The sequence below is a fragment of the Arthrobacter sp. Z1-15 genome (assembly GCF_054792395.1).
The window spans coordinates 2646773-2669939 of sequence record NZ_CP096454.1; the positions used below are offsets into that span (position 1 = coordinate 2646773).

A 23167-nucleotide genomic window follows, 5' to 3' on the forward strand; every position below is an offset into this window, starting at 1 on the left:
GCCGCGCATCTTGATAAGACCGTGACAGTCTACCGCTCTGCCCTGTTATCTGTTCAAAGCGCCTTTGGCTGATGATCCGCGGAGCTTAACGTAATAGAGGGCACCGGCTCCGATCAGTCCCAGAATGACCAGGCTGCGGACCAGCCATCCGGTTCCGGAGGTGCCGCCCGTGTCGGCGCTGGGTGCCGCGGCCAGAGCGCTGGCGGAGGGTGTTGCCGACGCCGTCGGGCCGGCGGTTGCCGAGGGTGACGGGGTGGGTGTTGCTGTGGCGGAAGCCGACGGCGAGGGAGACTCAGACGGCGACGGCGACGGCGACGGCGAGGGGCTGCTCGTTTCCTCGTCCGCGGCAATCTCGGTTACCAGCCCCGTGGCCGGGTCCCAGCGGAAATCCGTGTACAGCATGCTGGCGGCATCGATGAGGTAGCCGCTTCCGCTCTCGATCAGCCAGCCGGTGCCCGGATGGATCAGGAAACCGGTGCTGCGGTCAATGGCGTAGCCGGTGGCCGGATCGATCACGGGGGCGGGCGGTGCGGGTGCGGGCTGGGGCACAGGAGCAGGCACGGGGGCGGGCTGCGGCGCGGGGGCCGGCGGTGGTTCTACGGGCGGCGCCACGGGCGGATCGGGAACCGGGGCCGGATCCGACGGAACGGGAACGGGAGGGGCAGGGCTTTCGGTCCCCGGCGGGGGCGTCTCCACCGCAAGTGCCGGTCCCACGGCCGCGGATGAGAGGAGGACGGCCACCGCCGCGGCGGTTACCGCCCGTCGTCGCCAGTGCCCTGAATCCACGTTATATTCCCCCGTTATGTGCAGCCGCATATCCGGCCATGTCATCGTTGTCGACGGCCTCCGCAATTTCTGCGATGGCCGTTTCGTCCTTGATCACAATAGACTGTCCGTCGCTTGACGTTCCCGCGCCCAGTGTCGGGAGCGTAAACATCGTCAGGTCGTTCCCCCGCAGGCCGCGCAGGGAGAAGGCCAGCTTGCCAGCGGCAGCGGCATCCAGCTCCTCATCCACGCTGAGGTAGGGAGAGATCTCGGAGACGGCCCTGCTGACCTTGACCGGATTCAGCAGCGTTTCCCTGGAGAGCACCTGGGAGACCAGTCCGCTCAGGAAGATCTGCTGGTTGCGCACCCGCTGGTAGTCGCCGTCGGCGAAGGCGTACCGCTCGCGGACAAAGTTCAGCGCGGAGTCCCCGTCCAGGGAAACGGCACCGGCCGGGAAGTGGTCATCGGCGATGCTGGAGGAAAACGCAGCCGGGTTGTTCACCTCCACGCCGCCGAGCGCGTCGGTCAATCCGCTGAACCCTTCAAAGTCCACAATCGCCACGTGGTCAATCGGAGCGTCCAGCAGGGTCTGCACGGCACCCACGGCCAGCGGTACGCCGCCCCGGGCCATGGCCGAGTTGATCTTGCCCTCCCCGTAGCCGGGAATTTCGGTCCAGGTATCGCGCATGATGGACATGACGTAGGCGGTGCTTCGGTCACCGGGCAGGTGCACCAGCATCATGGTGTCGGAACGGGAGGCCTCTGATCCGGGATCCCGGCTGTCGGTGCCGATCAGCAGGATGTTCTGCGAGTTGCCGGCCGCCGGATCCTTGGCGGGGCTGTCCGCGGGCAGCGCGTTCTCGATGGTGGTGGTGCCGTTGTTGAAGCTCCGCGCCAGCGACCACAGATAGCCTCCGGCCACCAGCGCCGCCAAAAGGACGAGCACCAGCACCGCGGTCAGGAAGGCACGGACCGGACGCCGCCGGCGCCTGGCCGGCTGTTCGTAATCCTCGAAGTACTGCGTCAAGATCTTCTCCTGTTCTCGCTGGACAGAAGCCTAGCGGTCCGGGCCCCGGCTTCGATTCCGGCCCTGCCGGGTTGGACCGATAACCTTGGAGGCATGTTGCTATCCCGCGCTGCCCTTCCGGCAGCGGTTCTTACCCTTGCAGCCGGCCTGACCGCCTGCACTCCCGTGGCCGACGTCGAACCGGCCCCCGACGCCGCCAATCCGGACTGCGCCACCGTCATGGTGGCCCTGCCTTCCGAGCTTGCCGGCGAGCAGCAGCGTGAGACGGACAGCCAGTCTTCCTCCGCGTGGGGGGATCCGTCGAAGATTATCCTGCGCTGCGGCGTGCCGGTGCCCGGCCCCACCACGGAGCAGTGCGCCACGGTCAACGGCATCGACTGGATCCTGCAGGAGGATGAGACCACCTGGACGGCTACAACATACGGGCGGGAGCCGGCCATTGAAGTGATCTTCAACCCGGAGGAAGTCTCCTCCTCCACGCTCCTGGTGCAGCTGGAGAACTCGGTGTCCCGGATCCAGCCGACCCGCGAATGCGTCAGCAGCAACGACCTGGAGCTGCCCGCGCAGTAGCGCCGGGCAGCTCGGTGCGCCGAGCGGACCGCCTGCCGTTAGCGCAGGCCGGTTTTGCGCTCCAGCGCCAGCGAAATCAGTTCATCGATGAGCTCCGTGTACGGCAGGCCGGATTTGGCCCACATCTGCGGATACATGCTCACGGGCGTGAAGCCGGGCATGGTGTTGATCTCGTTGATGATCAGGTCCCCGCCGGGGGTGTAGAAGAAGTCCACCCGGGACAGGCCCTCGGCGCCGACGGCTTCAAAGGCTGCGGCGGCCAGCACGCGGACCCGTTCGGAGACTGCGGCGGGAAGGTCGGCGGGGCAGCTCAGTTCGGCGGCCGCGCCGTCAACGTACTTGGCGTCAAAGTCGTACCACTCGTGGTCACCGTTCTGCACGGCGATTTCCCCCGGATGGCTGGTGCGCGGATCCTCGGTGCCGCGGCCCTGCAGCACCGCCACTTCGATTTCCCGGCCGATGATGCCGGCTTCCACAACCACCTTGGGATCGTGCAGGCGGGCTGCTTCAATGGCGGCGGTGAGGGCGGAGGGTTCGGCAACCCGGGTGATGCCCATGGAGGAGCCGGCCCGTGCGGGCTTGACGAAGAGCGGGAACTGCAGTTTCGCGGCGCGCTCCAGGCACGCTCCGGCGTCCTTCTGCCACTGGCGGTCGGTGATGACTTCGTAGGGGCCCACCGTCAGGCCGGCCGCTGCAAACACGACCTTCATGTAGTGCTTGTCCATCCCCACGGCGGAGGCCAGGACACCGGCACCGACGTAACGGATATCGGCCATTTCCAGCATTCCCTGCAGGGTGCCGTCCTCGCCGAACGGTCCGTGCAGGACGGGGAACACGACGTCGATGCGGCCCAGGCTGCGCGGCAGTGTGCCCTCGGCGTGCGCCACAAGATCGGAGCCGGAGCCGTCGGCGGACAGGACGACGCTTTCGAGACCGGCAGTGACCTCCGGCAGGGACTCGGAGCGCAGCGACCAGTTTGCCGGATCGGCGGAGACCAGGGTCCACTGCCCGTCGCGGGTGATCCCCACCGGAACGACGTCGTACTTGCTGCGGTCAATGGAGTCCAGGACGCCGGCTGCGGTCACGCAGCTCACGGCGTGTTCGCTGGAGCGTCCGCCGAACAGCACTGCCACGCGCGGCCGGCTGGAGCCTGCACCGGTGCCGGCGGTTTCAGCGGCGTCGCCGGAGGCGGTTACCGAGTCGGGAGTCAGCGGTTCATTGGTCACGGGGTGTGCACACCTTCGGATTTCAGTTCGCGGGACAGCAGTCGCGGTCCCAGTTCGTCCACAGAAATAACGCCCTGCAGAACGGCAACAACATTTTCGGTGATGGGCATGTAGACGCCTAGCTGAGTGGCGCGGTCCAGCACGGCCTGGGCTGACTTGATGCCTTCGGCTGTCTGCTTCATGGAAGCGTTGACCTCCTCCAGCGTCAAGCCCTGGGCCAGCAGCCGGCCTGCGGTGTGGTTGCGCGACAGCGGCGAGGAGCAGGTGGCGATGAGGTCGCCCATACCGGCGAGGCCGGACATGGTTTCGGCGCTTCCGCCCAGTGCCAGCGCCAGGCGCGTGGTCTCGGCCAGGCCGCGGGTCATGACCGAGGCCTTGGTGTTGTCCCCCATGCCCTTGCCTTCGCAGATGCCCACGGCCAGGGCAATGACGTTCTTGACGATCCCGCCGATTTCCGTGCCCACCACGTCGGTGTTGGTATACGGCCGGAAATAGGGTGCGGTGCAGGCGCGGGCAATCCAGCCGGCGGTCTCCAGGTTCGAGCAGGCCACCACCGACGCCGTCGGCTGGCGGCCGGCAATCTCCATGGCCAGGTTAGGGCCCGAGACAACGGCAACCCGGTCCTCGGGCCAGTGCAGTTCCTCCTCGATGACCTGGCTCATGCGCGAGTCGGTGCCGACTTCCAGGCCCTTCATCAGGGAGACAACGACGGCGCCTTCCGGGATGAGCTCCCGGACGCTGCGCAGCTGGGCGCGCAGGGTCTGTGCCGGGACGGCCAGCACCACCAGTTCGGCGCCGGCCAGAACCTGGGCGGGGTCCGCCGAGGCCGTGAGGTTGGCCGGAAGGACAGTGTCCTTCAAGTACTGGCTGTTGCGGTGGCTCTCGTTGATTTCCGCTGCGACCTCGGGCCGCCGGGCCCAGACGCGGACGTCCGTCTGGCGGGAAGCGCCGGCGTCGGCCACGATCTTTGCGAAGACGGTTCCCCAGCTGCCTGCCCCCAGGACAGCAACTACCTGCGGGGGCGTGTTAAGCAAGCTCATTAGTGTCGGTCCCGTTCTTTTTCTTGTTGTGGCTGTGTTGCGTGTCAGCGCCCGGGTCAAAGTTCCGGCCGATGGCCGACTGGCCCTTCTGCGCCGGATCCCAGCGCACTGCCGGGGGGTTTTCATTCCGCAGTTCCGCGACAAGCACCGTCAGGCTGTCCATGATGCGTTCCGTGGCGGTGTCCAGCACTGATTTGGTCATGGGCTTTCCGCGGAGGTCCGAAAGGTCCACGGGAGTCCCGACCCGCAGCCGCACCGTCTTGCGCGGGAAAAGGGAAAGGCGCTTGCTGTAGCGCGGCAGTACCGCTTCGGCGCCCCAGTGGGCTATCGGAACCACGGGGGCTCCGGTTTGCAGGGCAAGCCGGGCAGCGCCCGTCCGTCCGCGCATCGGCCAGAGCTCGGGGTCGCGGGTCAGCGTTCCCTCCGGGTAAACAATCAGGGCGCCGCCGGCGTCGATAACCGTCCGGGCGCCTTTCAGCGACGCCGAAGCGCCGGCCGTGATGCGTTCCACCGGCACCTGATTGGTGGCGCGGAGGGCCGGGCCCAGCACGGGCACCTTAAAGAGGGACGCCTTCGCGAGGTAGCGGGGCATGATCTTCTGGTTGTAGAAGAAGTGCCCCACCACCACCGGGTCGATCTCAGTCACGTGGTTGGGGCAGGCAATGAACCCGGTGTCCCGGGGAAGGTTTTCCATTCCCTCCCACTGCTTGCGCAGCAGGATGTTCATTACCGGCCGCATGGTGTTCGCCAGCAGGGCGAACGCCACCCGTGACTTGACCGACTCAGGCATGCCGGCCTCTACTTCGTTCCGGCAGCGACGGCAGTGACGTCAAAGTCGGCGCCGAGGCCTTCGAGCTTCTCGAGGAAGTGCTCGTACCCGCGGTTGATGAGTTCGATGCCCGTCACCCGTGATGTTCCTTCGGCCGCCAGGGCCGCAATGAGGTGGCTGAAGCCGCCCCGCAGGTCCGGGATGTCGATTTCGGCACCCTTCAGCTGTACGGGGCCGGAGATGACGGCCGAATGGAGGAAGTTCCGCTGGCCAAACCGGCACGGCACACTGCCGAGGCATTCGCGGTGAACCTGGATGTTGGCTCCCATGCGGATGAGCGCATCGGTGAACCCAAAGCGGTTCTCGTACACGGTTTCGTGGACGATGGACACGCCCTGGGCCTGGGTCAGGGCAACCACCAGGGGCTGCTGCCAGTCGGTCATGAACCCGGGGTGCACATCGGTTTCCAGCACCAGCGGGTTCAGGGCGCCGCCCGGGTGGTAGAAACGGATGCCGCCGTCGTCGACGTCGAACGCGCCGCCGATCTTGCGGTAAGTGTTCAGGAAGGCGGTGAGGTCCTGCTGGGAGGCACCCTCAACGTAAATGTCGCCCTTGGTAACCAGCGCTGCGGAGGCCCAGGATGCGGCCTCGTTGCGGTCGGGCAGCGCACGGTGGTTGTATCCGGACAGCTCGGAGACGCCCTCAATGCGGATGACGCGGTCCGTCTGGACCGTGATGATCGCGCCCATTTTCTGCAGCACGGCAATGAGGTCCAGGATCTCCGGCTCCACGGCAGCGCCGCGCAGCTCGGTAATGCCCACGGCCTTGACCGCAGTCAGCAGCACCTGCTCGGTGGCGCCGACGCTCGGGTAGGGCAGTTCCAGCTTGGCGCCGGTAAGGCCCTTGGGGGCGGAGATGGAGATGCCGCCCGGGCGCTTTTCCACGACGGCACCGAAATTCCGCAGCATCTGCAGGTGGAAGTCGATGGGCCGGTCACCGATCTTGCAGCCGCCGAGGTCAGGAATGAAGGCCTCGCCGAGGCTGTGCATCAGCGGGCCGCACAGCAGGATGGGGATCCGGGAATCGCCCGCGTGCGCATCAATATCCTTGGACGCCGCGGTCTTGGCGTTCTGGGGATCCATGGTCAGGTCGCCGGTCACCGGGTCCTTGGTGACTTCAACGCCGTGGAGCTTCAACAGCGAGGTGACAACCTCAACGTCCTTGATTTCCGGGACGTTGCGGAGCAGTGACGGGCTATTGCCCAGCAGTGCCGCAACCATGGCTTTGGGAACGAGGTTCTTCGCTCCGCGGACGGGGACTTTTCCTGTCAGAGGAACTCCACCACGGATGGTTAGAACGCTACCCATGAACACCTAATTTCTTTTTTCTATAATGCCCCAACAGCAAAGAGAGACTGCACTCAAGCATAGGAGCTAGCGTCCGCATACTGAAATATCGGCACCCCGCCGCCGGAGTTTCCGCGCCGCTTCCGGCGCCGGAGCGGTGCCGGTGCCGTGGTGGTGCTCACCGGCCCGAGGACGCGGAGAAATGCCGATGGGCCCCCGTGTGGGGGCCCATCAATAATACTGAGTGCCGCTGTGCGACACGAAACTCACCGGAGTCCGGCGCGCCGGAGAAAAATGCGGTTTAGGCCCGCGCTGGAAGGGTTGTTGGTTTGAAGGCGGGGCGCTGTGCTTCAAACTTTGTGATATCCGACTCACGCCGCAGCGTGAGGGAAATATCATCCAATCCTTCGAGCAGCCGCCACCGGGTGTATTCGTCAATGGTGAAGGGAGCCGTGACGGCGCCGCAAATGACGGTGCGTGATTCCAGGTCCACGGTGACCTCGGTGCCCGGAGAGTTTTCGAGCACCTTCCAGATGAGTTCAATGTCATCCTGGGCCACCTGCGCTGCGACAAGTCCCTGCTTGCCGGAGTTGCCCCGGAAGATGTCGGCGAAGCGGGAGGACAGGACGGCCCGGAACCCGTAGTCCTTCAGCGCCCAGACCGCGTGTTCGCGGGAGGACCCGGTGCCGAAGTCGGGGCCGGCCACCAGTACCGAGCCGGCGGCGTACGGCTCGCGGTTCAGGATGAAGTTCTCATCCTTGCGCCAGCCGGCGAAGAGGGCGTCCTCGAATCCGGTGCGCGTGATCCGCTTGAGGTAGACGGCGGGGATGATCTGGTCGGTGTCGACGTCGCTCTGGCGCAGCGGAACGCCGATGCCGGTGTGCGTGGTGATCTTTTCCATGGCGGGCTCCTAAACGGCAGACTGGGCGGATGCGGCGTGTTCGGCGTGGTCGGCGGATGCCGCGGACGTACCGGAGCGGGGCTCGAGGTCCGAGGGTGAACTCAGGGTGCCGCGGACCGCCGTGGCAGCGGCGACCACGGGTGAGACCAGGTGCGTGCGCCCGCCCTTGCCCTGGCGCCCTTCGAAGTTCCGGTTGGACGTGGACGCGCAGCGCTCCCCCGGTGCCAGCTGGTCCGGGTTCATGCCCAGGCACATGGAGCACCCGGCAAAGCGCCATTCCGCACCGAAGTCCTTGAACACCCGGTCCAGGCCTTCGGCTTCGGCTTCGAGCCGGACCCGTGCCGAGCCGGGGACAACCATCATCCGGATGTTCGGGTCCTTCTGCCGGCCGCGGATGATGTCCGCGGCAATGCGCAGGTCCTCGATCCGGCTGTTGGTGCAGGAACCCAGGAAGACTGTGTCCACGCGGATGTCCTTCATGGGAGTTCCCGCGGCGAGATCCATGTACGTCAGCGCCCGCTCTGCGGCGGCCTTCGCATTCTCGTCGGCGAAATCTTCGGGGAACGGAACGGAGCCCGAGAGCGAGACACCCTGGCCGGGGTTGGTTCCCCAGGTGACAAAAGGCTCCAGCTCGTCGGCGTCCAGGAACACCTCGGCGTCGAACACGGCGTCGTCGTCCGTGACCAGTGACTTCCAGTGCTCGACGGCGGCATCCCAGTCCGCGCCCTGCGGCGCGTGCGGCTTGTCCTTGAGGTAGGCGAACGTGGTTTCGTCCGGCGCCACCATGCCGGCACGGGCGCCGGCCTCGATGGACATGTTGCAGATGGTCATCCGGGCTTCCATGGACAGGGAGCGGATGGCGGATCCGCGGTACTCCAGGACATAGCCCTGCCCGCCGCCGGTGCCGATCTTGGCAATCACGGCCAGGATAATGTCCTTGGACGTGACGCCGGGGCGCAGGGTTCCTTCCACGGTGATGGCCATGGTCCGGAAGGGCTTCAGCGACAGCGTCTGGGTGGCCATGACGTGCTCCACCTCAGAGGTGCCGATGCCCATGGCCAGCGCGCCGAAGGCTCCGTGGGTGGAGGTGTGCGAGTCCCCGCAGACCACGGTCAGGCCCGGCTGGGTCAGGCCCAGCTGCGGGCCGACCACGTGCACGATGCCCTGCTCGGCGTCGCCGAGCGGATGCAGCCGCACCCCGAATTCCGCACAGTTGGCGCGGAGGGTTTCGATCTGGGTCCGGCTCACCGGATCGGCGATGGGCTTGTCGATTTCCAGCGTGGGAGTGTTGTGGTCCTCGGTGGCGATGGTCAGGTCCGGGCGGCGCAGCTTCCGGCCGGCCAGGCGAAGCCCCTCGAAAGCCTGCGGGGACGTCACCTCATGGACAAGGTGCAGGTCGATGTACAGAAGGTCGGGCGCTCCGTCCTCGCCCTTGACCACTATGTGCTCGTCCCACACTTTCTCCGCAAGCGTCCTGCCTGCTGCGTGCTCACCCATGCCCGATGCTCCTTGTGAAGTGTCTCCCGCAGGCCGAAAAACGCGGCCGCGCAAAGTCGATGGGTTAAGACAACCAGCCCCGGCCGCGGACACGCCACTATTTCAATTTGCATCTCAAATAATGAGACGGCAGTATCAACACATGGACACACTGGGAAACGCCGCCAGCGGCGTGGGAGTCATTGATAAGGCGGCACTGGTGCTTGATGCACTGGAAGCCGGACCTACCACGCTGGCACAGCTGGTGGCGGCCACCGGGCTGGCCCGTCCCACGGTGCACCGCCTCGCCGTCGCGCTGGCTCACCACCGCCTGGTGGGCCGGGACATCCAGGGCCGGTTTGTCCTGGGCGGCCGGCTCGTGGAACTGGCATCGGCCGCCGGCGAGGACCGCCTGATCGCGGCAGCCGGACCGGTGCTGCTGTCCCTGCGCGACGCGACCGGAGAAAGCTCGCAGGTTTTCCGCCGGCAGGGGGAATGGCGGGTCTGCGTGGCTTCCGCCGAGCGTCCCATCGGGTTGCGGGACACCATTCCCGTCGGCACGCAGCTGTCCATGAAGGCCGGATCCGCTGCTCAGTGCCTGCTGGCTTGGGAAGACCACGACCGGCTGTTCGAAGGGCTGCACAATGCACGGTTCACCCCCACCGTCCTGGCCGGCGTGCGGCGCCGCGGCTGGGCGCAGAGCCTGGGTGAACGGGAACCGGGAGTGGCGTCGGTTTCGGCACCGGTGCGCGGTCCCTCCGGCCGGGTCATTGCCGCCGTCTCCATCTCAGGGCCGATCGAGCGGCTGACCCGCCAGCCCGGACGCATTCACGCCGAAGTAGTGACCCGGGCAGCCGCCTCGCTCACCGAGGCCCTGCGGAAGACCGCAGACTAGGCCTATTCTGGGACTCCCATCCAGGGAACGGGGCTGAGCCGAGGGGTCGCCATGAAACGGGTGCGCTTGCTGTGGAACATCATCCGTGCCACCGGCGCCGACGGGGTTTTCACCGGTTTTTTGCTGGTCCTTGCCGGCGGTTCCCTGATGCTGGCGCGGTTTGAACCCGGCATCAACAACTTGGGCGATGCCCTCTGGTTCCTGTTTGTCTCCTTTACCACCATCGGCTTCGGCGATTTTGTTCCGGTGACCATGCCGGGCCGGCTCATTACGGTTGTTGTGTCGCTGTACGGCATCCTGGTGGTGGCGCTGGGAACCGGCGTGATTGTCGGGTACTACAGCGAAATCCTGCGGGCCCGGGCGAACACCAGCCTGGATGAGCTCATCAGCGAACTGGAGCAGCTGCCGGAGCTGTCGCGGGAAGACCTTCTCGCGCTGGCCGAGCGGATCCGGCGGCGGCACATCCTGCGGTAGCAGGCCGGCCGGTCCGGCGATACTGTCCCCGTAGTACCAGCACGGTGCCGCCAGCCCCGTAGTACCGGCCCGGTGCCGCCAGCCTCGTGCCGCTAGCCCGCGAAGTGGTCCCAGCCCGAGGTCCGCGGTGCCTCTCCCCCGTAGGTGACGCCCTCGCCGTCGTGCACTGTCCCCACCGGCAGGAAACCCTCCGGCAGTACAGCGCCGGCCGGGAACGAGGCAAGCAGTCCGTGGTCCTCGCCGCCGCCGAGCACCCAGTCCAGGGCTTCCGAGCCCAGCAGCTGCGCTTCGCGCTGCAGGCGGGCGGCCCGGGGAGCGAGAAGGGCGGGGTCCAGATCGATCGCCACGCCTGAAGCCCGCGCAATCCGCCCGGCGTCGCGCACCAGTCCGTCGGAAATGTCCAGCATGGCGGTGGCTTCGGCCGCTGCTGCCCCGGGGCCCTGCAGCAGCGGCGGCCGCGGACGGCACTGAGCCGCAGCGAGGGCAAGCAGCGCCTCATCCATCTGCGCATACGCCAGGCTGCTCTCCAGCGCCGCGAGCCCGCCGGCGGCCAGCCCCAGCGCTCCGGCATGGGCGAGCTGGTCCCCGGGGCGGGCGCCGGAGCGCAGCACGGGGGCCCGGCCCTGCAGGTTCCCGGTGACGGCTGCCGTCACCACGATTTCCCGTCCCCGGCCCAGATCCCCGCCGACCACAGAGCACGGCCCTGTGCCGGCGGTGAGTGTCCGGATGGCAGCGGCGAGTCCGTCGGCGAGGTCTTCCACCCATGACACCGCAGTGCTGCCGGGCAGGGTCAGGCTTACCACCAGCGAGGTGGCAATGCCTCCCATGGCGTTGATGTCCGAGAGGTTCTGGGCGGCGCATTTCCAGCCCACGTCGTATCCGCTGGTGCGGTAGCCGGAGGGCCAAACCAGCCGAAAGTCCGCGTCCTGGACCAGGGTGTCAATCGAGATGGCGGTGCGTCCGTCGGGGGAAGCGATGACCGCCGCATCATCGCCGGGTCCGAGCAGTGCGTTGGGCTGTCCCAGGCGGGGAAAGATACGGGCGAGAAGGGCTTTTTCGTCGAGGTCCGCCACTGTGGGCGCGTGCGTGGGCACTGGTGGTGTCCTTTGGATCAAAGTCTTGGAACGTTTTCCGGCTCCGAGCGCGAATTTATCACGAACCGAAGATGAGCCACGGGTCGGGAACCGCCCGGCCCTGTGCCGGAGAACGACAAACGAGCACAAAAAACCGGTCCCGGACAGTGTCCGGAACCGGTCTATATTGGTGACCCCAGCGGGATTCGAACCCGCGTTACCGCCGTGAGAGGGCAGCGTACTAGGCCGCTATACGATGGGGCCAGGTACAAGCATTCTGCCCCTAAAGGCGTCTTGCTTCCTTTTGCTCAATCTGAAATTAAGCTCAATAAGTTTTTCACACTTACTGCTGATCTTCAAATTGATAATTTCTTATCATTTGAGAACCGCTGGGATACCAGGACTCGAACCTAGAATGTCGGTACCAGAAACCGATGTGTTGCCAATTACACCATATCCCACTGCGCTTTTCGGGCCGTTTAGGAGAAGTTTTTCCCCGCTGCAACCCCTCAGCACGAGATATAACTATACACCGGTTCCGGAGGAAGTACAAAACGGTTCCGGGCGCCCCGCTGCAGCCCTCATTCGGCCAGGAGCCGCGGAACTTCAGCCAGCGACTTCACCACGGAGATTTCCTTTCCCGGCAGGCCCCCGGCATCCTGTTGTGCCGGCTGCGGGTTTCCGGGGCGGTCCAGCCAGACGCCGCGCAGGCCTGCCGCGGTTGCGCCCTCGGCGTCCACCCTGAGATTGTCTCCAATGTAGAGGGTCCTGTCCGCGTCAGTTCCCAGCAGCCGCACACCTTCACGGAAGATAGCGGGATCGGGCTTTGCCGCTCCCACGGTGTCGATGCCCACCAGGATCCGGATCCGTTCCAGCCCCGCGGCGTCGAGCTTGGCCCGCTGGTAGTCATGGACGTTGTTGCTGACGGCGCCGTAGGCGATGCCGCTGGCATCCAGTTCGTCCAGCAGCGGCACCACGTCGTCGAACGCCCGGAAGTGCAGCGGCAGCGTTGCCTCATAGGTGGTGTTCCAGGCCCTGGCCGTGTCGTCGTCGAGCAGCGGACGGCCGGTGCTTTCGCGGGCGTGCTGCACGCGGCGGACCCGCTGGTCCGCGAAGGAGAGCTCTCCGGCCAGATACCGGTCGTAGTACCCCTGCGGGTCAGCGGTAAAGAGGGCAGTGAATGCGGTCCAGTCATCGGCCGTGAAATGTGCGAGATCGTGCCCGCCCAGGGCTTGAAGTGTGGTGCCCATGGCGGCACGCAGGTCCACGAGGGTCTCGTCGATGTCGAAAAGTACTCCGTGGACCTGCGTACGCTGCATTGTTGCTGTTCCTTAGCCTGCGTTAGCCCGCGTTGCGGAACGCGCGGAGGCGGGCCAGCGAGGAGTCCTTGCCCAGGATGACCATGGACTCGAACAGCGGCGGAGAAATCCGGCGGCCGGAAACGGCAGTGCGGACCGGGCCGAAGGCCAGCCGCGGCTTGATCCCCATCTCCTCAACCAGTGCCGTGCGAAGTGCTGCCTGGATGTTCTCCGCGGTCCAGTCCTCGATCGGTTCCAGTGCGGCCAGGGCGGCGTCGAGCACCTCGGTGAGGTTGGCGGGCAGCCCCTTCCGCGCGTCGTCGGCCACGTCAATGGCGTCGTCGGCCTTGAACAGGAAGCCCAGCATCTCCGGCGCCTCGCCAAGCAGGGTGATGCGTTCCTGGACCAGCGGGGCGGCCTCGGTGAGGATTTCCTCCTCGCGTGCGGTCAGGGTCTCCCCCACCAGTCCGGCCTGCTGCAGGTACGGCACGAGGCGGTTGCGGAAGTCTTCGGCATCCAGCATCCGGACGTGGGTGCCGTTGATGGCCTCGGCCTTCTTCAGGTCAAAGCGTGCCGGGTTGGCCAGCACATCGTGGATGTCGAACTTCTCCACGAGCTGCTCAACGGTGAAGATGTCCTCGTCTGCGGACATGGACCAGCCCAGCAGCGAGAGGTAGTTCAGCAGGCCCTCGGGGATGAAGCCGCGTTCGCGGTGCAGGAAGAGGCTCGACTCCGGATCACGCTTGGAGAGTTTCTTGTTGCCGCCGCCCATCACGTAGGGCAGATGTCCGAAGAGCGGCATGTACTGAGCCACTCCGACGTCGATCAGTGCGCGGTACAGCGCAATCTGGCGGGGGGTGGAGGACAGCAGGTCCTCGCCGCGCAGCACGTGGGTGATGCCCATGAGGGCGTCGTCCACGGGGTTAACGAGCGTGTAGAGCGGGGCGCCGTTGGCGCGGACGACGACGAAGTCAGGAACCGTCCCGGCCTTGAAGGTGATCTCGCCGCGGACCAGGTCGTTGAACGTGATGTCTTCGTCGGGCATGCGCACGCGCAGCACCGGCTGCCGGCCTTCGGCTTTGAAGGCTTCGATCTGCTCGGGTGTCAGGTTCCGGTCGTAGTTGTCGTAGCCGAGCTTGATGTCGCGGCCGGCGGCGCGGTGCCGGGCCTCGATCTCTTCGGGTGTCGAGTAGGACTCGTACAGGTGGCCGGCGTCCTTGAGCTTGGTGATGACGTCCTGGTAAATGTCGCCGCGCTGGGACTGGCGGTACGGCTCATGCGGGCCGCCCACGTTGACGCCCTCATCCCAGGTGATGCCCAGCCAGTCGAGCGCGTCGAGGAGCTGCAGGAAGCTTTCTTCGCTGTCGCGGGCGGTGTCGGTGTCTTCGATGCGGAACACCATGGTGCCGCCGGTGTGCTTGGCATAGGCCCAGTTGAACAGGGCGGTCCGGATCAGGCCCACGTGCGGGGTACCTGTGGGGGAAGGACAGAAACGCACGCGCACGGGTGTGCTGTCATCGACGGTGGGCAGTTCGGCAAGTGAAGGCAGGTTAGTCATGATGCTTTCAGTTTAGTCTCTTGATCCGCGGGGCCCGACGTTTGGCGGCCCTGCCGGTCAGACGCCGGACTGATCAGACGCTGTACTGATCAGACGCTGTACTGCAGCAACCAGACGAAGATGCCCGCGGAAACCACGCCCGCAGCCGCCGCCCCCGCCGTATTGCGGGCGGTCCGGGCTTTCCCGCTAAGCAGCGCTGCGATAAACAGTGCCGCAGCGGCAAGCGCCGCCGCTATACCCGCAGCTCCGGAAAACAGCAGGAACAGCAGAACCGGGAGCACGACGGCGGACGCCGCATAGGTGACGTCGGCCCAGTCCAGCCGGATGACCTTCGCGAACACTGAAGTGAGGGCGTAGGCGGTAATCATGGCAAAAACGACGGCGGCCAGCGCCCGCGGTCCGTCGGTCCAGCGGATAACCCGCAGGACCATGAAGCACGCTCCGGCGGCGCCGAGGATGACGGGAGGCGCACCCAGCCGATCCAGCCCGCGGCGCAGATCCCCGCGCCGGTCCAGAATAGTGACCAGCGCCCAGGGAAACAGGCTGACCAGCACTGCGGCACCGGCACCCCAGAGCAGGGCCTCGCCGCCGTCGTCGTTCAGGAAAGGGGCGGCGAAAAGAATTGCTGCCCACACCGCTCCGGGCAGCAAAAGGCGCCGGACCTGGACGCTGCTGCGCCTTGGTCCGGCGCCGGGGACGCTCATGCCTAGCTGCGGGCGGTGTTCAGGAGGCGGCCGATGCCTTCGATGTCAACCTCATAGCGCTGGCCGTCGGAGATGAGGCCCACGCCGGCCGGCGTACCGGTAAGGATGACGTCGCCGGGCAGCAGAGTGAAGGCCTGGGATACGTAGGACACGAGTTCCTTGACGCTCCAGATCATCTCCGATGTGTTGCCGTCCTGGACCAGCTGGCCGTTGAGGTAGCCGCGGATGGCCAAGTCGTCGGTATCCAGCTCAGTCTCGATCCAGGGGCCAAGCGGGCAGGAGGTGTCAAAGCCCTTGGCGCGTGCCCACTGGTTGTCGGTGCGCTGGGCATCGCGGGCGGTGAGGTCGTTGGCGCAGGTGTAACCGAAGATGACCTCGTCCACGCGGTCCAGCGGAACGTCTTTGCAGATGCGGCCGATGACGACGGCGAGTTCCGCCTCGTAGGAGACCTCGTCGGAGAAGGAGGGCAGCACCACGGGATCGTTCGGGCCGATAACCGAGGTGTTGGGCTTGAGGAACATCAGCGGTGCCGGCGGAACCTCACCGCCCATTTCCGCTGCATGGTCCGCGTAGTTTTTGCCGATGCCGACGACCTTGCTGCGCGGGATGATCGGCGCGAGGAGGCGGACATCCTCAAGCTTGTGCCGCTCCCCCGTCAACTGGACGCCGGAGAAGAACGGATCGCCCTTAATGACGGCTATTTCTTCATGTCCTTCGTCGCCGTCCACGACGCCGAAGGCTGGGTCACTGTCTTGTACAAATCGAGCAATACGCATCCCTCAAGCCTAGTAGACGAAAGCTCGCCTCCGGTGCAGATTCCGGGTAGATCCTCCCGCGAGATGGCAGCAAGTGCACGTACCAGGCCCGGGAAGCGCAGTTACTGCCATCTCGGCGGAGGACCGGGGAGCACTTAAACACGTAAGGCCCCGCCAACCAGGACGGGGCCCCACCCAAACGGGTGCGTAAACAGCTGAGGCCCGCACCACACGGTGCGGACCTCAACCTCTCTGCCAGAATTTGTCCGGCGGTGACCTACTCTCCCACATCCTCCCGGATGCAGTACCATCGGCGCTGTGGGTCTTAGCTTCCGGGTTCGGAATGGGACCGGGCGTTTCCCCCACGCTATGACCGCCGTAACCCTTCCACCCGCACCACCCCCAAACAAACCCGGGGTGAGGGGAAAACAATGGTCACAACAAGAAACACACCCCAACCACCAACCCCTAAAGGCCGAACAGTCAGGCGTGTATTCCCCATAGGTGAATACAACATTCTTTATTCTACGGCACCCGCGCCCTGTTAAGAGAGCGATGGTGCCGGTTCCAGGAGTGACAAACCACACGGGTTTGTTATCCGGGAACCACATAGTGGACGCAAGCAGCACATGATCTAACACAACCCTTTATAATTTGGAGGACCGTTTGAAGTCGTGTCCTCCCAGATTGTGGTGTGGTGTAAGTTATCGGCCTATTAGTACCGGTCAGCTTCACGGGTCTTTAGTCCCCGCTTCCACATCCGGCCTATCAACCCAGTGGTCTGGCTGGGGGCCTCTCACACACAAGGTGTATGGAAATCTCATCTCGAAGCGGGCTTCCCGCTTAGATGCTTTCAGCGGTTATCCCATCCGAACGTAGCTAATCAGCGGTGCACTTGGCAGTACAACTGACACACCAGAGGTTCGTCCGTCCCGGTCCTCTCGTACTAAGGACAGCCCTTCTCAAATTTCCTGCGCGCGCAGCGGATAGGGACCGAACTGTCTCACGACGTTCTAAACCCAGCTCGCGTACCGCTTTAATGGGCGAACAGCCCAACCCTTGGGACCTACTCCAGCCCCAGGATGCGACGAGCCGACATCGAGGTGCCAAACCATGCCGTCGATATGGACTCTTGGGCAAGATCAGCCTGTTATCCCCGAGGTACCTTTTATCCGTTGAGCGACGGCCATTCCACAATGTACCGCCGGATCACTAGTCCCGACTTTCGTCCCTGCTCGAGATGTCTCTCTCACAGTCAAGCTCCCTTGTGCACTTACACTCGCCACCTGATTGCCAACCAGGCTGAGGGAACCTTTGGGCGCCTCCGTTACTCTTTAGGAGGCAACCGCCCCAGTTAAACTACCCATCAGGCACTGTCCCTGACCCGGATTACGGGCCGAAGTTAGATATCCAGTATGACCAGAGTGGTATTTCAACGATGACTCCACCCGAACTGGCGTCCGGGTCTCACAGTCTCCCACCTATCCTACACAAGCCACACCGAATATCAATACCAAACTATAGTAAAGGTCTCGGGGTCTTTCCGTCCTGCTGCGCGTAACGAGCATCTTTACTCGTACTGCAATTTCGCCGAGTTTATGGTTGAGACAGCGGGGAAGTCGTTACTCCATTCGTGCAGGTCGGAACTTACCCGACAAGGAATTTCGCTACCTTAGGATGGTTATAGTTACCACCGCCGTTTACTGGGGCTTAAATTCCCAGCTTCGCCCGCAAGGGCTAACCGGTCCTCTTAACCTTCCAGCACCGGGCAGGAGTCAGTCCGTATACATCGTCTTGCGACTTCGCACGGACCTGTGTTTTTAGTAAACAGTCGCTTCCCCCTGGTCTCTGCGGCCCCGATCCCCTCCGGACAGCTAAGTGTCCATCAAGGTTGGGGCCCCCCTTCTCCCGAAGTTACGGGGGCATTTTGCCGAGTTCCTTAACCATAATTCTCTCGATCGCCTTAGTATTCTCTACCTGATCACCTGTGTCGGTTTGGGGTACGGGCGGCTAAAACCTCGCGCCGATGCTTTTCTAGGCAGCATAGGATCACCGGATTCCCACCAAAGTGGGTCCCGTCAGATCTCAGGATCGTCATCAAAGACACAGCAACGGATTTACCTATCGCTGACCCTACATCCTTAGACCAGGACAACCATCGCCCGGCCCGGCTACCTTCCTGCGTCACACCTGTTAATACGCTTACCTCCCGGGATCAGGTCCCGCGCTCCACCAAAAACCGGGTCGCCACAAGGGCGGCCGGTCAGGTATCGGGCGGTTAGTGTCCCCCGTTCAGTATTGGCGGTTTTTCGCCGGTACGGGAATATCAACCCGTTGTCCATCGACTACGCCTGTCGGCCTCGCCTTAGGTCCCGACTTACCCAGGGCAGATTAGCTTGACCCTGGAACCCTTGATCATTCGGCGGACGGGTTTCTCACCCGTCTTTCGCTACTCATGCCTGCATTCTCACTCGTGTAGGCTCCACCGCTGGTTTACACCGCGACTTCACTGCCCACACGACGCTCCCCTACCCATCCAAACGCTTGAACGAAAATGGATAAACCATCCGCTTGGCTAATATTTGAATGCCACAACTTCGGCGGTGTACTTGAGCCCCGCTACATTGTCGGCGCGGAATCACTTGACCAGTGAGCTATTACGCACTCTTTCAAGGATGGCTGCTTCTAAGCCAACCTCCTGGTTGTCTTCGCAACTCCACATCCTTTCCCACTTAGCACACGCTTAGGGGCCTTAGTTGGTGGTCTGGGCTGTTTCCCTCTCGACTATGAAGCTTATCCCCCACAGTCTCACTGCTGCGCTCTCACTTACCGGCATTCGGAGTTTGGCTGACGTCAGTAACCTTGTAGGGCCCATTAGCCATCCAGTAGCTCTACCTCCGGTAAGAAACACGCAACGCTGCACCTAAATGCATTTCGGGGAGAACCAGCTATCACGGAGTTTGATTGGCCTTTCACCCCTACCCACAGCTCATCCCCTCCATTTTCAACTGAAGTGGGTTCGGTCCTCCACGCGCTCTTACACGCGCTTCAACCTGGCCATGGGTAGATCACTCCGCTTCGGGTCTAGATCACGCCACTGCATCGCCCTGTTCAGACTCGCTTTCGCTACGGCTTCCCCTCACGGGTTAACCTCGCGACGTAACACTAACTCGCAGGCTCATTCTTCAAAAGGCACGCTGTCACAAGCACAACACCACAAGTGGCATCGCCCTGCTCCAACGGATTGTAGGCACACGGTTTCAGGTACTGTTTCACTCCCCTCCCGGGGTACTTTTCACCTTTCCCTCACGGTACTTGTCCGCTATCGGTCATCAGGGAGTATTTAGGCTTACCAGGTGGTCCTGGCAGATTCGCACGGGATTTCTCGGGCCCCGTGCTACTTGGGATCCTCTCCAAGCGGCAGCATACATTCCGGTTACGGGGCTAACACCCTCTACGGCCCGGCTTTCAAACCGGTTCACCTATGCACCTGCACTCACTTCACCAATCCGGCAGAACTGGTACGGAAAGTCCCGCAACCCCAGTGATGCAACGCCCGCCGGCTATCACACACCACTGGTTTAGCCTCTTCCGCGTTCGCTCGCCACTACTAACGGAATCACTGTTGTTTTCTCTTCCTGTGGGTACTGAGATGTTTCACTTCCCCACGTTCCCTCCACGCACCCTATGTGTTCAGATGCGGGTCACCCGGTCACTCGCGCGCCGGGCGGGGTTTCCCCATTCGGACGCTCGGTTATCAACTCCCCCAGGCTTATCGCAGATTCCTACGTCCTTCTTCGGCTCCTGATGCCAAGGCATCCACCGTGTGCCCTTAAAAACTTGACCACAAAGATCAATAAATATTATCGCTATCGAGAAAACCACGATCTCACCAGGCACCCCGAAGAGCACCCGGATCCACCAGGTTTATCTGAAATTGCACTTAATAATTTTAAGATGCTCGCGTCCACTATGTAGTTCTCAAACAACAACCCCGTCACACCCCGCACCCCCCACGTATTCACCGTGAAAGCCTTAGGTCTGCGCAGGAACAACCAGAAACAACACGAACCCGTGCCACTTCCAACCATAACGATTGTCAGTTCATACGGTCCTGTTGTCTCAGGACCCAACAGTGTGCCAAACGGTAAAACCCGGTACTCGAAACACCGGCAACCCTTTCCAACCGGTCCACCCCCGCAAGCGGGGAAGAAACGGCGTACTCATGCTGCCGGGCTCAACGCCGGGCACCTGCCTATTGATATTCCACCCTTGAGCACCCACCGAAGAACAAACGCCTTCGATATGGGCATCTCCTGCAAAGCACGCATCCCACACAGTGGAAGGACACGCAACCTTGAGGTGCTCCTTAGAAAGGAGGTGATCCAGCCGCACCTTCCGGTACGGCTACCTTGTTACGACTTAGTCCCAATCGCCGGTCCCACCTTCGACGGCTCCCTCCCCACAAGGGGGTTAGGCCACCGGCTTCGGGTGTTACCAACTTTCGTGACTTGACGGGCGGTGTGTACAAGGCCCGGGAACGTATTCACCGCAGCGTTGCTGATCTGCGATTACTAGCGACTCCAACTTCATGAGGTCGAGTTGCAGACCTCAATCCGAACTGAGACCGGCTTTTTGGGATTAGCTCCACCTCACAGTATCGCAACCCTTTGTACCGGCCATTGTAGCATGCGTGAAGCCCAAGACATAAGGGGCATGATGATTTGACGTCGTCCCCACCTTCCTCCGAGTTGACCCCGGCAGTCTCCTATGAGTCCCCGCCATAACGCGCTGGCAACATAGAACGAGGGTTGCGCTCGTTGCGGGACTTAACCCAACATCTCACGACACGAGCTGACGACAACCATGCACCACCTGTAAACCGGCCACAAGTGGGGGACCTGTTTCCAGGCCTTTCCGGTTCATGTCAAGCCTTGGTAAGGTTCTTCGCGTTGCATCGAATTAATCCGCATGCTCCGCCGCTTGTGCGGGCCCCCGTCAATTCCTTTGAGTTTTAGCCTTGCGGCCGTACTCCCCAGGCGGGGCACTTAATGCGTTAGCTACGGCGCGGAAAACGTGGAATGTCCCCCACACCTAGTGCCCAACGTTTACGGCATGGACTACCAGGGTATCTAATCCTGTTCGCTCCCCATGCTTTCGCTCCTCAGCGTCAGTTACAGCCCAGAGACCTGCCTTCGCCATCGGTGTTCCTCCTGATATCTGCGCATTTCACCGCTACACCAGGAATTCCAGTCTCCCCTACTGCACTCTAGTCTGCCCGTACCCACTGCAGACCCGGGGTTGAGCCCCGGGCTTTCACAGCAGACGCGACAAACCGCCTACGAGCTCTTTACGCCCAATAATTCCGGATAACGCTTGCGCCCTACGTATTACCGCGGCTGCTGGCACGTAGTTAGCCGGCGCTTCTTCTGCAGGTACCGTCACTTTCGCTTCTTCCCTGCTGAAAGAGGTTTACAACCCGAAGGCCTTCGTCCCTCACGCGGCGTCGCTGCATCAGGCTTTCGCCCATTGTGCAATATTCCCCACTGCTGCCTCCCGTAGGAGTCTGGGCCGTGTCTCAGTCCCAGTGTGGCCGGTCACCCTCTCAGGCCGGCTACCCGTCGTCGCCTTGGTGGGCCATTACCCCAACCAACTAGCTGATAGGCCGCGAGTCCATCCAAAACCGCATCAAGCTTTCCACGGACCGCCATGCGGTGGTCCGTCGTATCCGGTATTAGACCCGGTTTCCCAGGCTTATCCCGAAGTTAAGGGCAGGTTACTCACGTGTTACTCACCCGTTCGCCACTAATCATTTTGTGCAAGCACAAAAGTCATCGTTCGACTTGCATGTGTTAAGCACGCCGCCAGCGTTCATCCTGAGCCAGGATCAAACTCTCCGTAAATGTGTTACAGACACAGGGCCGGAGCCAAGGAAAATTGGCTGCACGGTCCTGCACTAAATTCGAAACCAGCTAAAAAAGTCCTCCGCGCCCACGGGGTGGGCGGAAGAACCAGTTCAACCAATTAAAATAATTGGTATCAATAAACTTGGCACACTATTGAGTTCTCAAACAACAGATGCATCCGAAATACTCGGAAAAACAATGGATTGTTTTTCTTTTCTCTTCGCTGCAGTTTTTCTTTATTCTATTTCATCCGGACTGTTTTAGCAATTCGGGATAATTCCCGTCCTGCGTTGTTTTGTCCGGCTGAACCCGTCACGAAGCGTCCGGATCTTGTCCGTTGCTGTGTGGTGGGGTTTTGCTGCCGGTTCCGGGAGTCTCACTTGCAGATACACTTCGCAGTGTCTGTCAGGCGCTCACCGGGGCAACTCACTTAACTTTACACATCCTCGGCGGTCGGTGCAAACCCCCGGAGTGTGACCTCCTGCACGCTGCACCCTACCGCCCGGATCCGTTCCGATCCTCCGGAAAAGAACACATCCAGTGTGCGGCGGATCAGCGTCTGCGCGCAAGCCCCGGAAGGGTGGAGGTGCTCACACCGCTTCCCTTAAGTACTGCAGCTGGGCTGCTACCGAGAGTTCCGCGGCGCCGCGGACGTTCGCCGGCACATCGGAGTAGACCAGGTCCGCAACCCGGGCAACGGTGGCATCCGGCCCCGCCTCTGCCAGTGCGGCACGGATCTGCGCCAGCCGCTCCTCACGGTGATCCCGGTACGTCAGGACCACGGAGCTCAGATCCGGCAGCACGGGGCCGTGTCCCGGCAGAACCGTTGCGTGTCCAAGAGCCGCCAGCCGCTCAAGGCTCAGCAGATAGTCCCCCAGCGTTCCATCCGGGAAGTCCAGAACGGTGGTGCCGCGCCCCAGAATGGTGTCTCCGGTCAGAACCGAGCCGCCGTCCCCGTCCGCGGGCAGATGAAAACACACGGAATCAGACGTGTGCCCGGGAGTTGCCACCACGTTGACTTCCACTCCCCCGGCGTGCAGCACCTCGCCGTCGTTCAGCGGCAAACCGCCCACGCAGAAGGCCGGGTCCAGAGCCCGGACGGGAGCGCCGGTCATCTCGGCGAAGCGTTGGCTCGCCTCCGTGTGGTCGATATGGCGGTGCGTCACCAGGATCAGCTCCACAGTTCCGGCCGATGCCAGGAGCTGCAGGTGCCCCTCGTCCAGCGGCCCGGGGTCCACCACCGCCACGCGGTCGGATCCGTCGGCAGCGATGATGTAGCTGTTGGTCCCCTCCAGGCTCATGGGGCCGGGATTAGGCGCCAGGGCATAGCGGGTCAGCGGGCTGCTGCGGATCAGGGCGGTGGTGGACATCGGACTCATTTCGT

The 23167-nt window shown here is 63.2% G+C and carries 17 protein-coding genes, 2 tRNA genes and 3 rRNA genes; 3 read left to right on the forward strand and 19 right to left on the reverse strand.

The annotated features are described in order from the left end of the window. Positions 1-45: 45 nt before the first annotated feature. Both M1D40_RS12065 and M1D40_RS12070 read right to left on the reverse strand, forming a co-directional pair. Entirely contained in the window at positions 46-549 is a 504-nt protein-coding gene (locus M1D40_RS12065) for a hypothetical protein (RefSeq protein WP_461168979.1), read from the reverse strand. Between the two features lie 238 nt (positions 550-787). Next, the gene (locus tag M1D40_RS12070; RefSeq protein WP_461168980.1) at positions 788-1792 is read right to left on the reverse strand and encodes an LCP family protein; all 1005 of its coding nucleotides are present in this window, start codon (positions 1790-1792) and stop codon (positions 788-790) included. Between the two features lie 93 nt (positions 1793-1885). Here M1D40_RS12070 and M1D40_RS12075 point away from each other — a divergent pair, with 93 nt between their 5' ends. After that, on the forward strand, positions 1886-2362 hold the full coding sequence (locus M1D40_RS12075) for a DUF3515 domain-containing protein (RefSeq protein ID WP_341394767.1): 477 nt from the start codon (positions 1886-1888) through the stop codon (positions 2360-2362). A 38-nt stretch (positions 2363-2400) separates the two neighbouring features. Here the strand turns inward: M1D40_RS12075 and M1D40_RS12080 are convergent, their stop codons facing one another. The 6 genes from M1D40_RS12080 to leuC all read right to left on the reverse strand — a co-directional run bounded on the left by M1D40_RS12080 (position 2401) and on the right by leuC (position 9141). Then, positions 2401-3573, reverse strand: a complete 1173-nt coding sequence (locus M1D40_RS12080) for a D-alanine--D-alanine ligase family protein (RefSeq protein ID WP_341395080.1) — start codon at positions 3571-3573, stop codon at positions 2401-2403. 11 nt (positions 3574-3584) lie between these two features. After that, positions 3585-4628, reverse strand: a complete 1044-nt coding sequence (locus tag M1D40_RS12085; protein ID WP_341394766.1) for an NAD(P)H-dependent glycerol-3-phosphate dehydrogenase — start codon at positions 4626-4628, stop codon at positions 3585-3587. Next, positions 4615-5418 (reverse strand): lysophospholipid acyltransferase family protein, encoded by an 804-nt coding sequence (locus M1D40_RS12090; RefSeq protein WP_461168981.1) that lies wholly within the window; start codon positions 5416-5418, stop codon positions 4615-4617. The genes M1D40_RS12085 and M1D40_RS12090 overlap by 14 nt, the downstream gene beginning before the upstream one ends. 8 nt (positions 5419-5426) lie before the next feature. Beyond that, positions 5427-6764 (reverse strand): UDP-N-acetylglucosamine 1-carboxyvinyltransferase, encoded by a 1338-nt coding sequence (gene murA, locus M1D40_RS12095; RefSeq protein ID WP_341394764.1) that lies wholly within the window; start codon positions 6762-6764, stop codon positions 5427-5429. A 280-nt stretch (positions 6765-7044) separates the two neighbouring features. Next, a complete protein-coding gene (gene leuD / locus M1D40_RS12100; RefSeq protein WP_341394763.1) occupies positions 7045-7644 on the reverse strand; it encodes a 3-isopropylmalate dehydratase small subunit in 600 nt (199 codons plus the stop codon). Positions 7645-7653: 9 nt separating this feature from the next. Then, positions 7654-9141 carry a 3-isopropylmalate dehydratase large subunit gene (leuC, locus tag M1D40_RS12105; protein ID WP_461168982.1) on the reverse strand — a complete coding sequence of 496 codons (1488 nt, stop codon included), beginning with the start codon at positions 9139-9141 and terminating at the stop codon, positions 7654-7656. A 142-nt stretch (positions 9142-9283) separates the two neighbouring features. Here leuC and M1D40_RS12110 point away from each other — a divergent pair, with 142 nt between their 5' ends. Together M1D40_RS12110 and M1D40_RS12115 are read left to right on the forward strand one after the other, a co-directional pair. Beyond that, positions 9284-10015, forward strand: a complete 732-nt coding sequence (locus tag M1D40_RS12110) for an IclR family transcriptional regulator (RefSeq protein WP_461168983.1) — start codon at positions 9284-9286, stop codon at positions 10013-10015. A gap of 51 nt (positions 10016-10066) precedes the next feature. Beyond that, complete coding sequence (locus M1D40_RS12115) at positions 10067-10489, forward strand: potassium channel family protein (RefSeq protein ID WP_461168984.1); 423 nt, start codon at positions 10067-10069, stop codon at positions 10487-10489. A gap of 92 nt (positions 10490-10581) precedes the next feature. On the opposite strand, the gene thiL is transcribed toward M1D40_RS12115, so the two are convergent. From thiL to M1D40_RS12170, 11 genes are all read right to left on the reverse strand, one after another. Beyond that, positions 10582-11583 carry a thiamine-phosphate kinase gene (gene thiL, locus M1D40_RS12120; RefSeq protein ID WP_461168985.1) on the reverse strand — a complete coding sequence of 334 codons (1002 nt, stop codon included), beginning with the start codon at positions 11581-11583 and terminating at the stop codon, positions 10582-10584. Between the two features lie 167 nt (positions 11584-11750). Continuing rightward, a tRNA-Glu gene (locus tag M1D40_RS12125) sits at positions 11751-11826 on the reverse strand. A gap of 125 nt (positions 11827-11951) precedes the next feature. Then, positions 11952-12023, reverse strand: a tRNA-Gln gene (locus M1D40_RS12130). A gap of 120 nt (positions 12024-12143) precedes the next feature. After that, positions 12144-12881, reverse strand: coding sequence for an HAD family hydrolase (locus M1D40_RS12135; protein ID WP_461168986.1), 738 nt, complete (start codon positions 12879-12881; stop codon positions 12144-12146). A 22-nt stretch (positions 12882-12903) separates the two neighbouring features. After that, positions 12904-14418, reverse strand: coding sequence for a glutamate--tRNA ligase (gene gltX, locus M1D40_RS12140; RefSeq protein WP_461168987.1), 1515 nt, complete (start codon positions 14416-14418; stop codon positions 12904-12906). Between the two features lie 89 nt (positions 14419-14507). Then, on the reverse strand, positions 14508-15122 hold the full coding sequence (locus tag M1D40_RS12145) for a hypothetical protein (RefSeq protein WP_461168988.1): 615 nt from the start codon (positions 15120-15122) through the stop codon (positions 14508-14510). 2 nt (positions 15123-15124) lie between these two features. Continuing rightward, entirely contained in the window at positions 15125-15898 is a 774-nt protein-coding gene (locus M1D40_RS12150; protein ID WP_461168989.1) for a fumarylacetoacetate hydrolase family protein, read from the reverse strand. A gap of 243 nt (positions 15899-16141) precedes the next feature. Then, positions 16142-16258 (reverse strand): 5S ribosomal RNA (rrf, locus tag M1D40_RS12155). 313 nt (positions 16259-16571) lie between these two features. Next, positions 16572-19723, reverse strand: a 23S ribosomal RNA gene (locus M1D40_RS12160). 527 nt (positions 19724-20250) lie between these two features. Next, positions 20251-21780, reverse strand: a 16S ribosomal RNA gene (locus M1D40_RS12165). The 16S, 23S and 5S rRNA genes sit together here, the layout of an rRNA operon. Before the next feature lie 593 nt (positions 21781-22373). Then, positions 22374-23162 carry an MBL fold metallo-hydrolase gene (locus M1D40_RS12170; RefSeq protein ID WP_461168990.1) on the reverse strand — a complete coding sequence of 263 codons (789 nt, stop codon included), beginning with the start codon at positions 23160-23162 and terminating at the stop codon, positions 22374-22376. Between the last annotated feature and the right edge of the window lie 5 nt (positions 23163-23167).

What these genes read in the sequence shown, in the direction of transcription:
- M1D40_RS12075 (WP_341394767.1), top strand. Translation starts at nt 1,886, where the DNA reads ATGTTGCTATCCCGCGCTGCCCTTCCGGCAGCGGTTCTTACCCTTGCA.
- M1D40_RS12085 (WP_341394766.1), bottom strand. Translation starts at nt 4,628, where the DNA reads ATGAGCTTGCTTAACACGCCCCCGCAGGTAGTTGCTGTCCTGGGGGCA.
- M1D40_RS12090 (WP_461168981.1), bottom strand. Translation starts at nt 5,418, where the DNA reads ATGCCTGAGTCGGTCAAGTCACGGGTGGCGTTCGCCCTGCTGGCGAAC.
- murA (WP_341394764.1), bottom strand. Translation starts at nt 6,764, where the DNA reads ATGGGTAGCGTTCTAACCATCCGTGGTGGAGTTCCTCTGACAGGAAAA.
- leuD (WP_341394763.1), bottom strand. Translation starts at nt 7,644, where the DNA reads ATGGAAAAGATCACCACGCACACCGGCATCGGCGTTCCGCTGCGCCAG.
- leuC (WP_461168982.1), bottom strand. Translation starts at nt 9,141, where the DNA reads ATGGGTGAGCACGCAGCAGGCAGGACGCTTGCGGAGAAAGTGTGGGAC.
- M1D40_RS12110 (WP_461168983.1), top strand. Translation starts at nt 9,284, where the DNA reads ATGGACACACTGGGAAACGCCGCCAGCGGCGTGGGAGTCATTGATAAG.
- M1D40_RS12115 (WP_461168984.1), top strand. Translation starts at nt 10,067, where the DNA reads ATGAAACGGGTGCGCTTGCTGTGGAACATCATCCGTGCCACCGGCGCC.
- M1D40_RS12135 (WP_461168986.1), bottom strand. Translation starts at nt 12,881, where the DNA reads ATGCAGCGTACGCAGGTCCACGGAGTACTTTTCGACATCGACGAGACC.
- gltX (WP_461168987.1), bottom strand. Translation starts at nt 14,418, where the DNA reads ATGACTAACCTGCCTTCACTTGCCGAACTGCCCACCGTCGATGACAGC.
- M1D40_RS12145 (WP_461168988.1), bottom strand. Translation starts at nt 15,122, where the DNA reads ATGAGCGTCCCCGGCGCCGGACCAAGGCGCAGCAGCGTCCAGGTCCGG.
- M1D40_RS12150 (WP_461168989.1), bottom strand. Translation starts at nt 15,898, where the DNA reads ATGCGTATTGCTCGATTTGTACAAGACAGTGACCCAGCCTTCGGCGTC.
- M1D40_RS12170 (WP_461168990.1), bottom strand. Translation starts at nt 23,162, where the DNA reads ATGAGTCCGATGTCCACCACCGCCCTGATCCGCAGCAGCCCGCTGACC.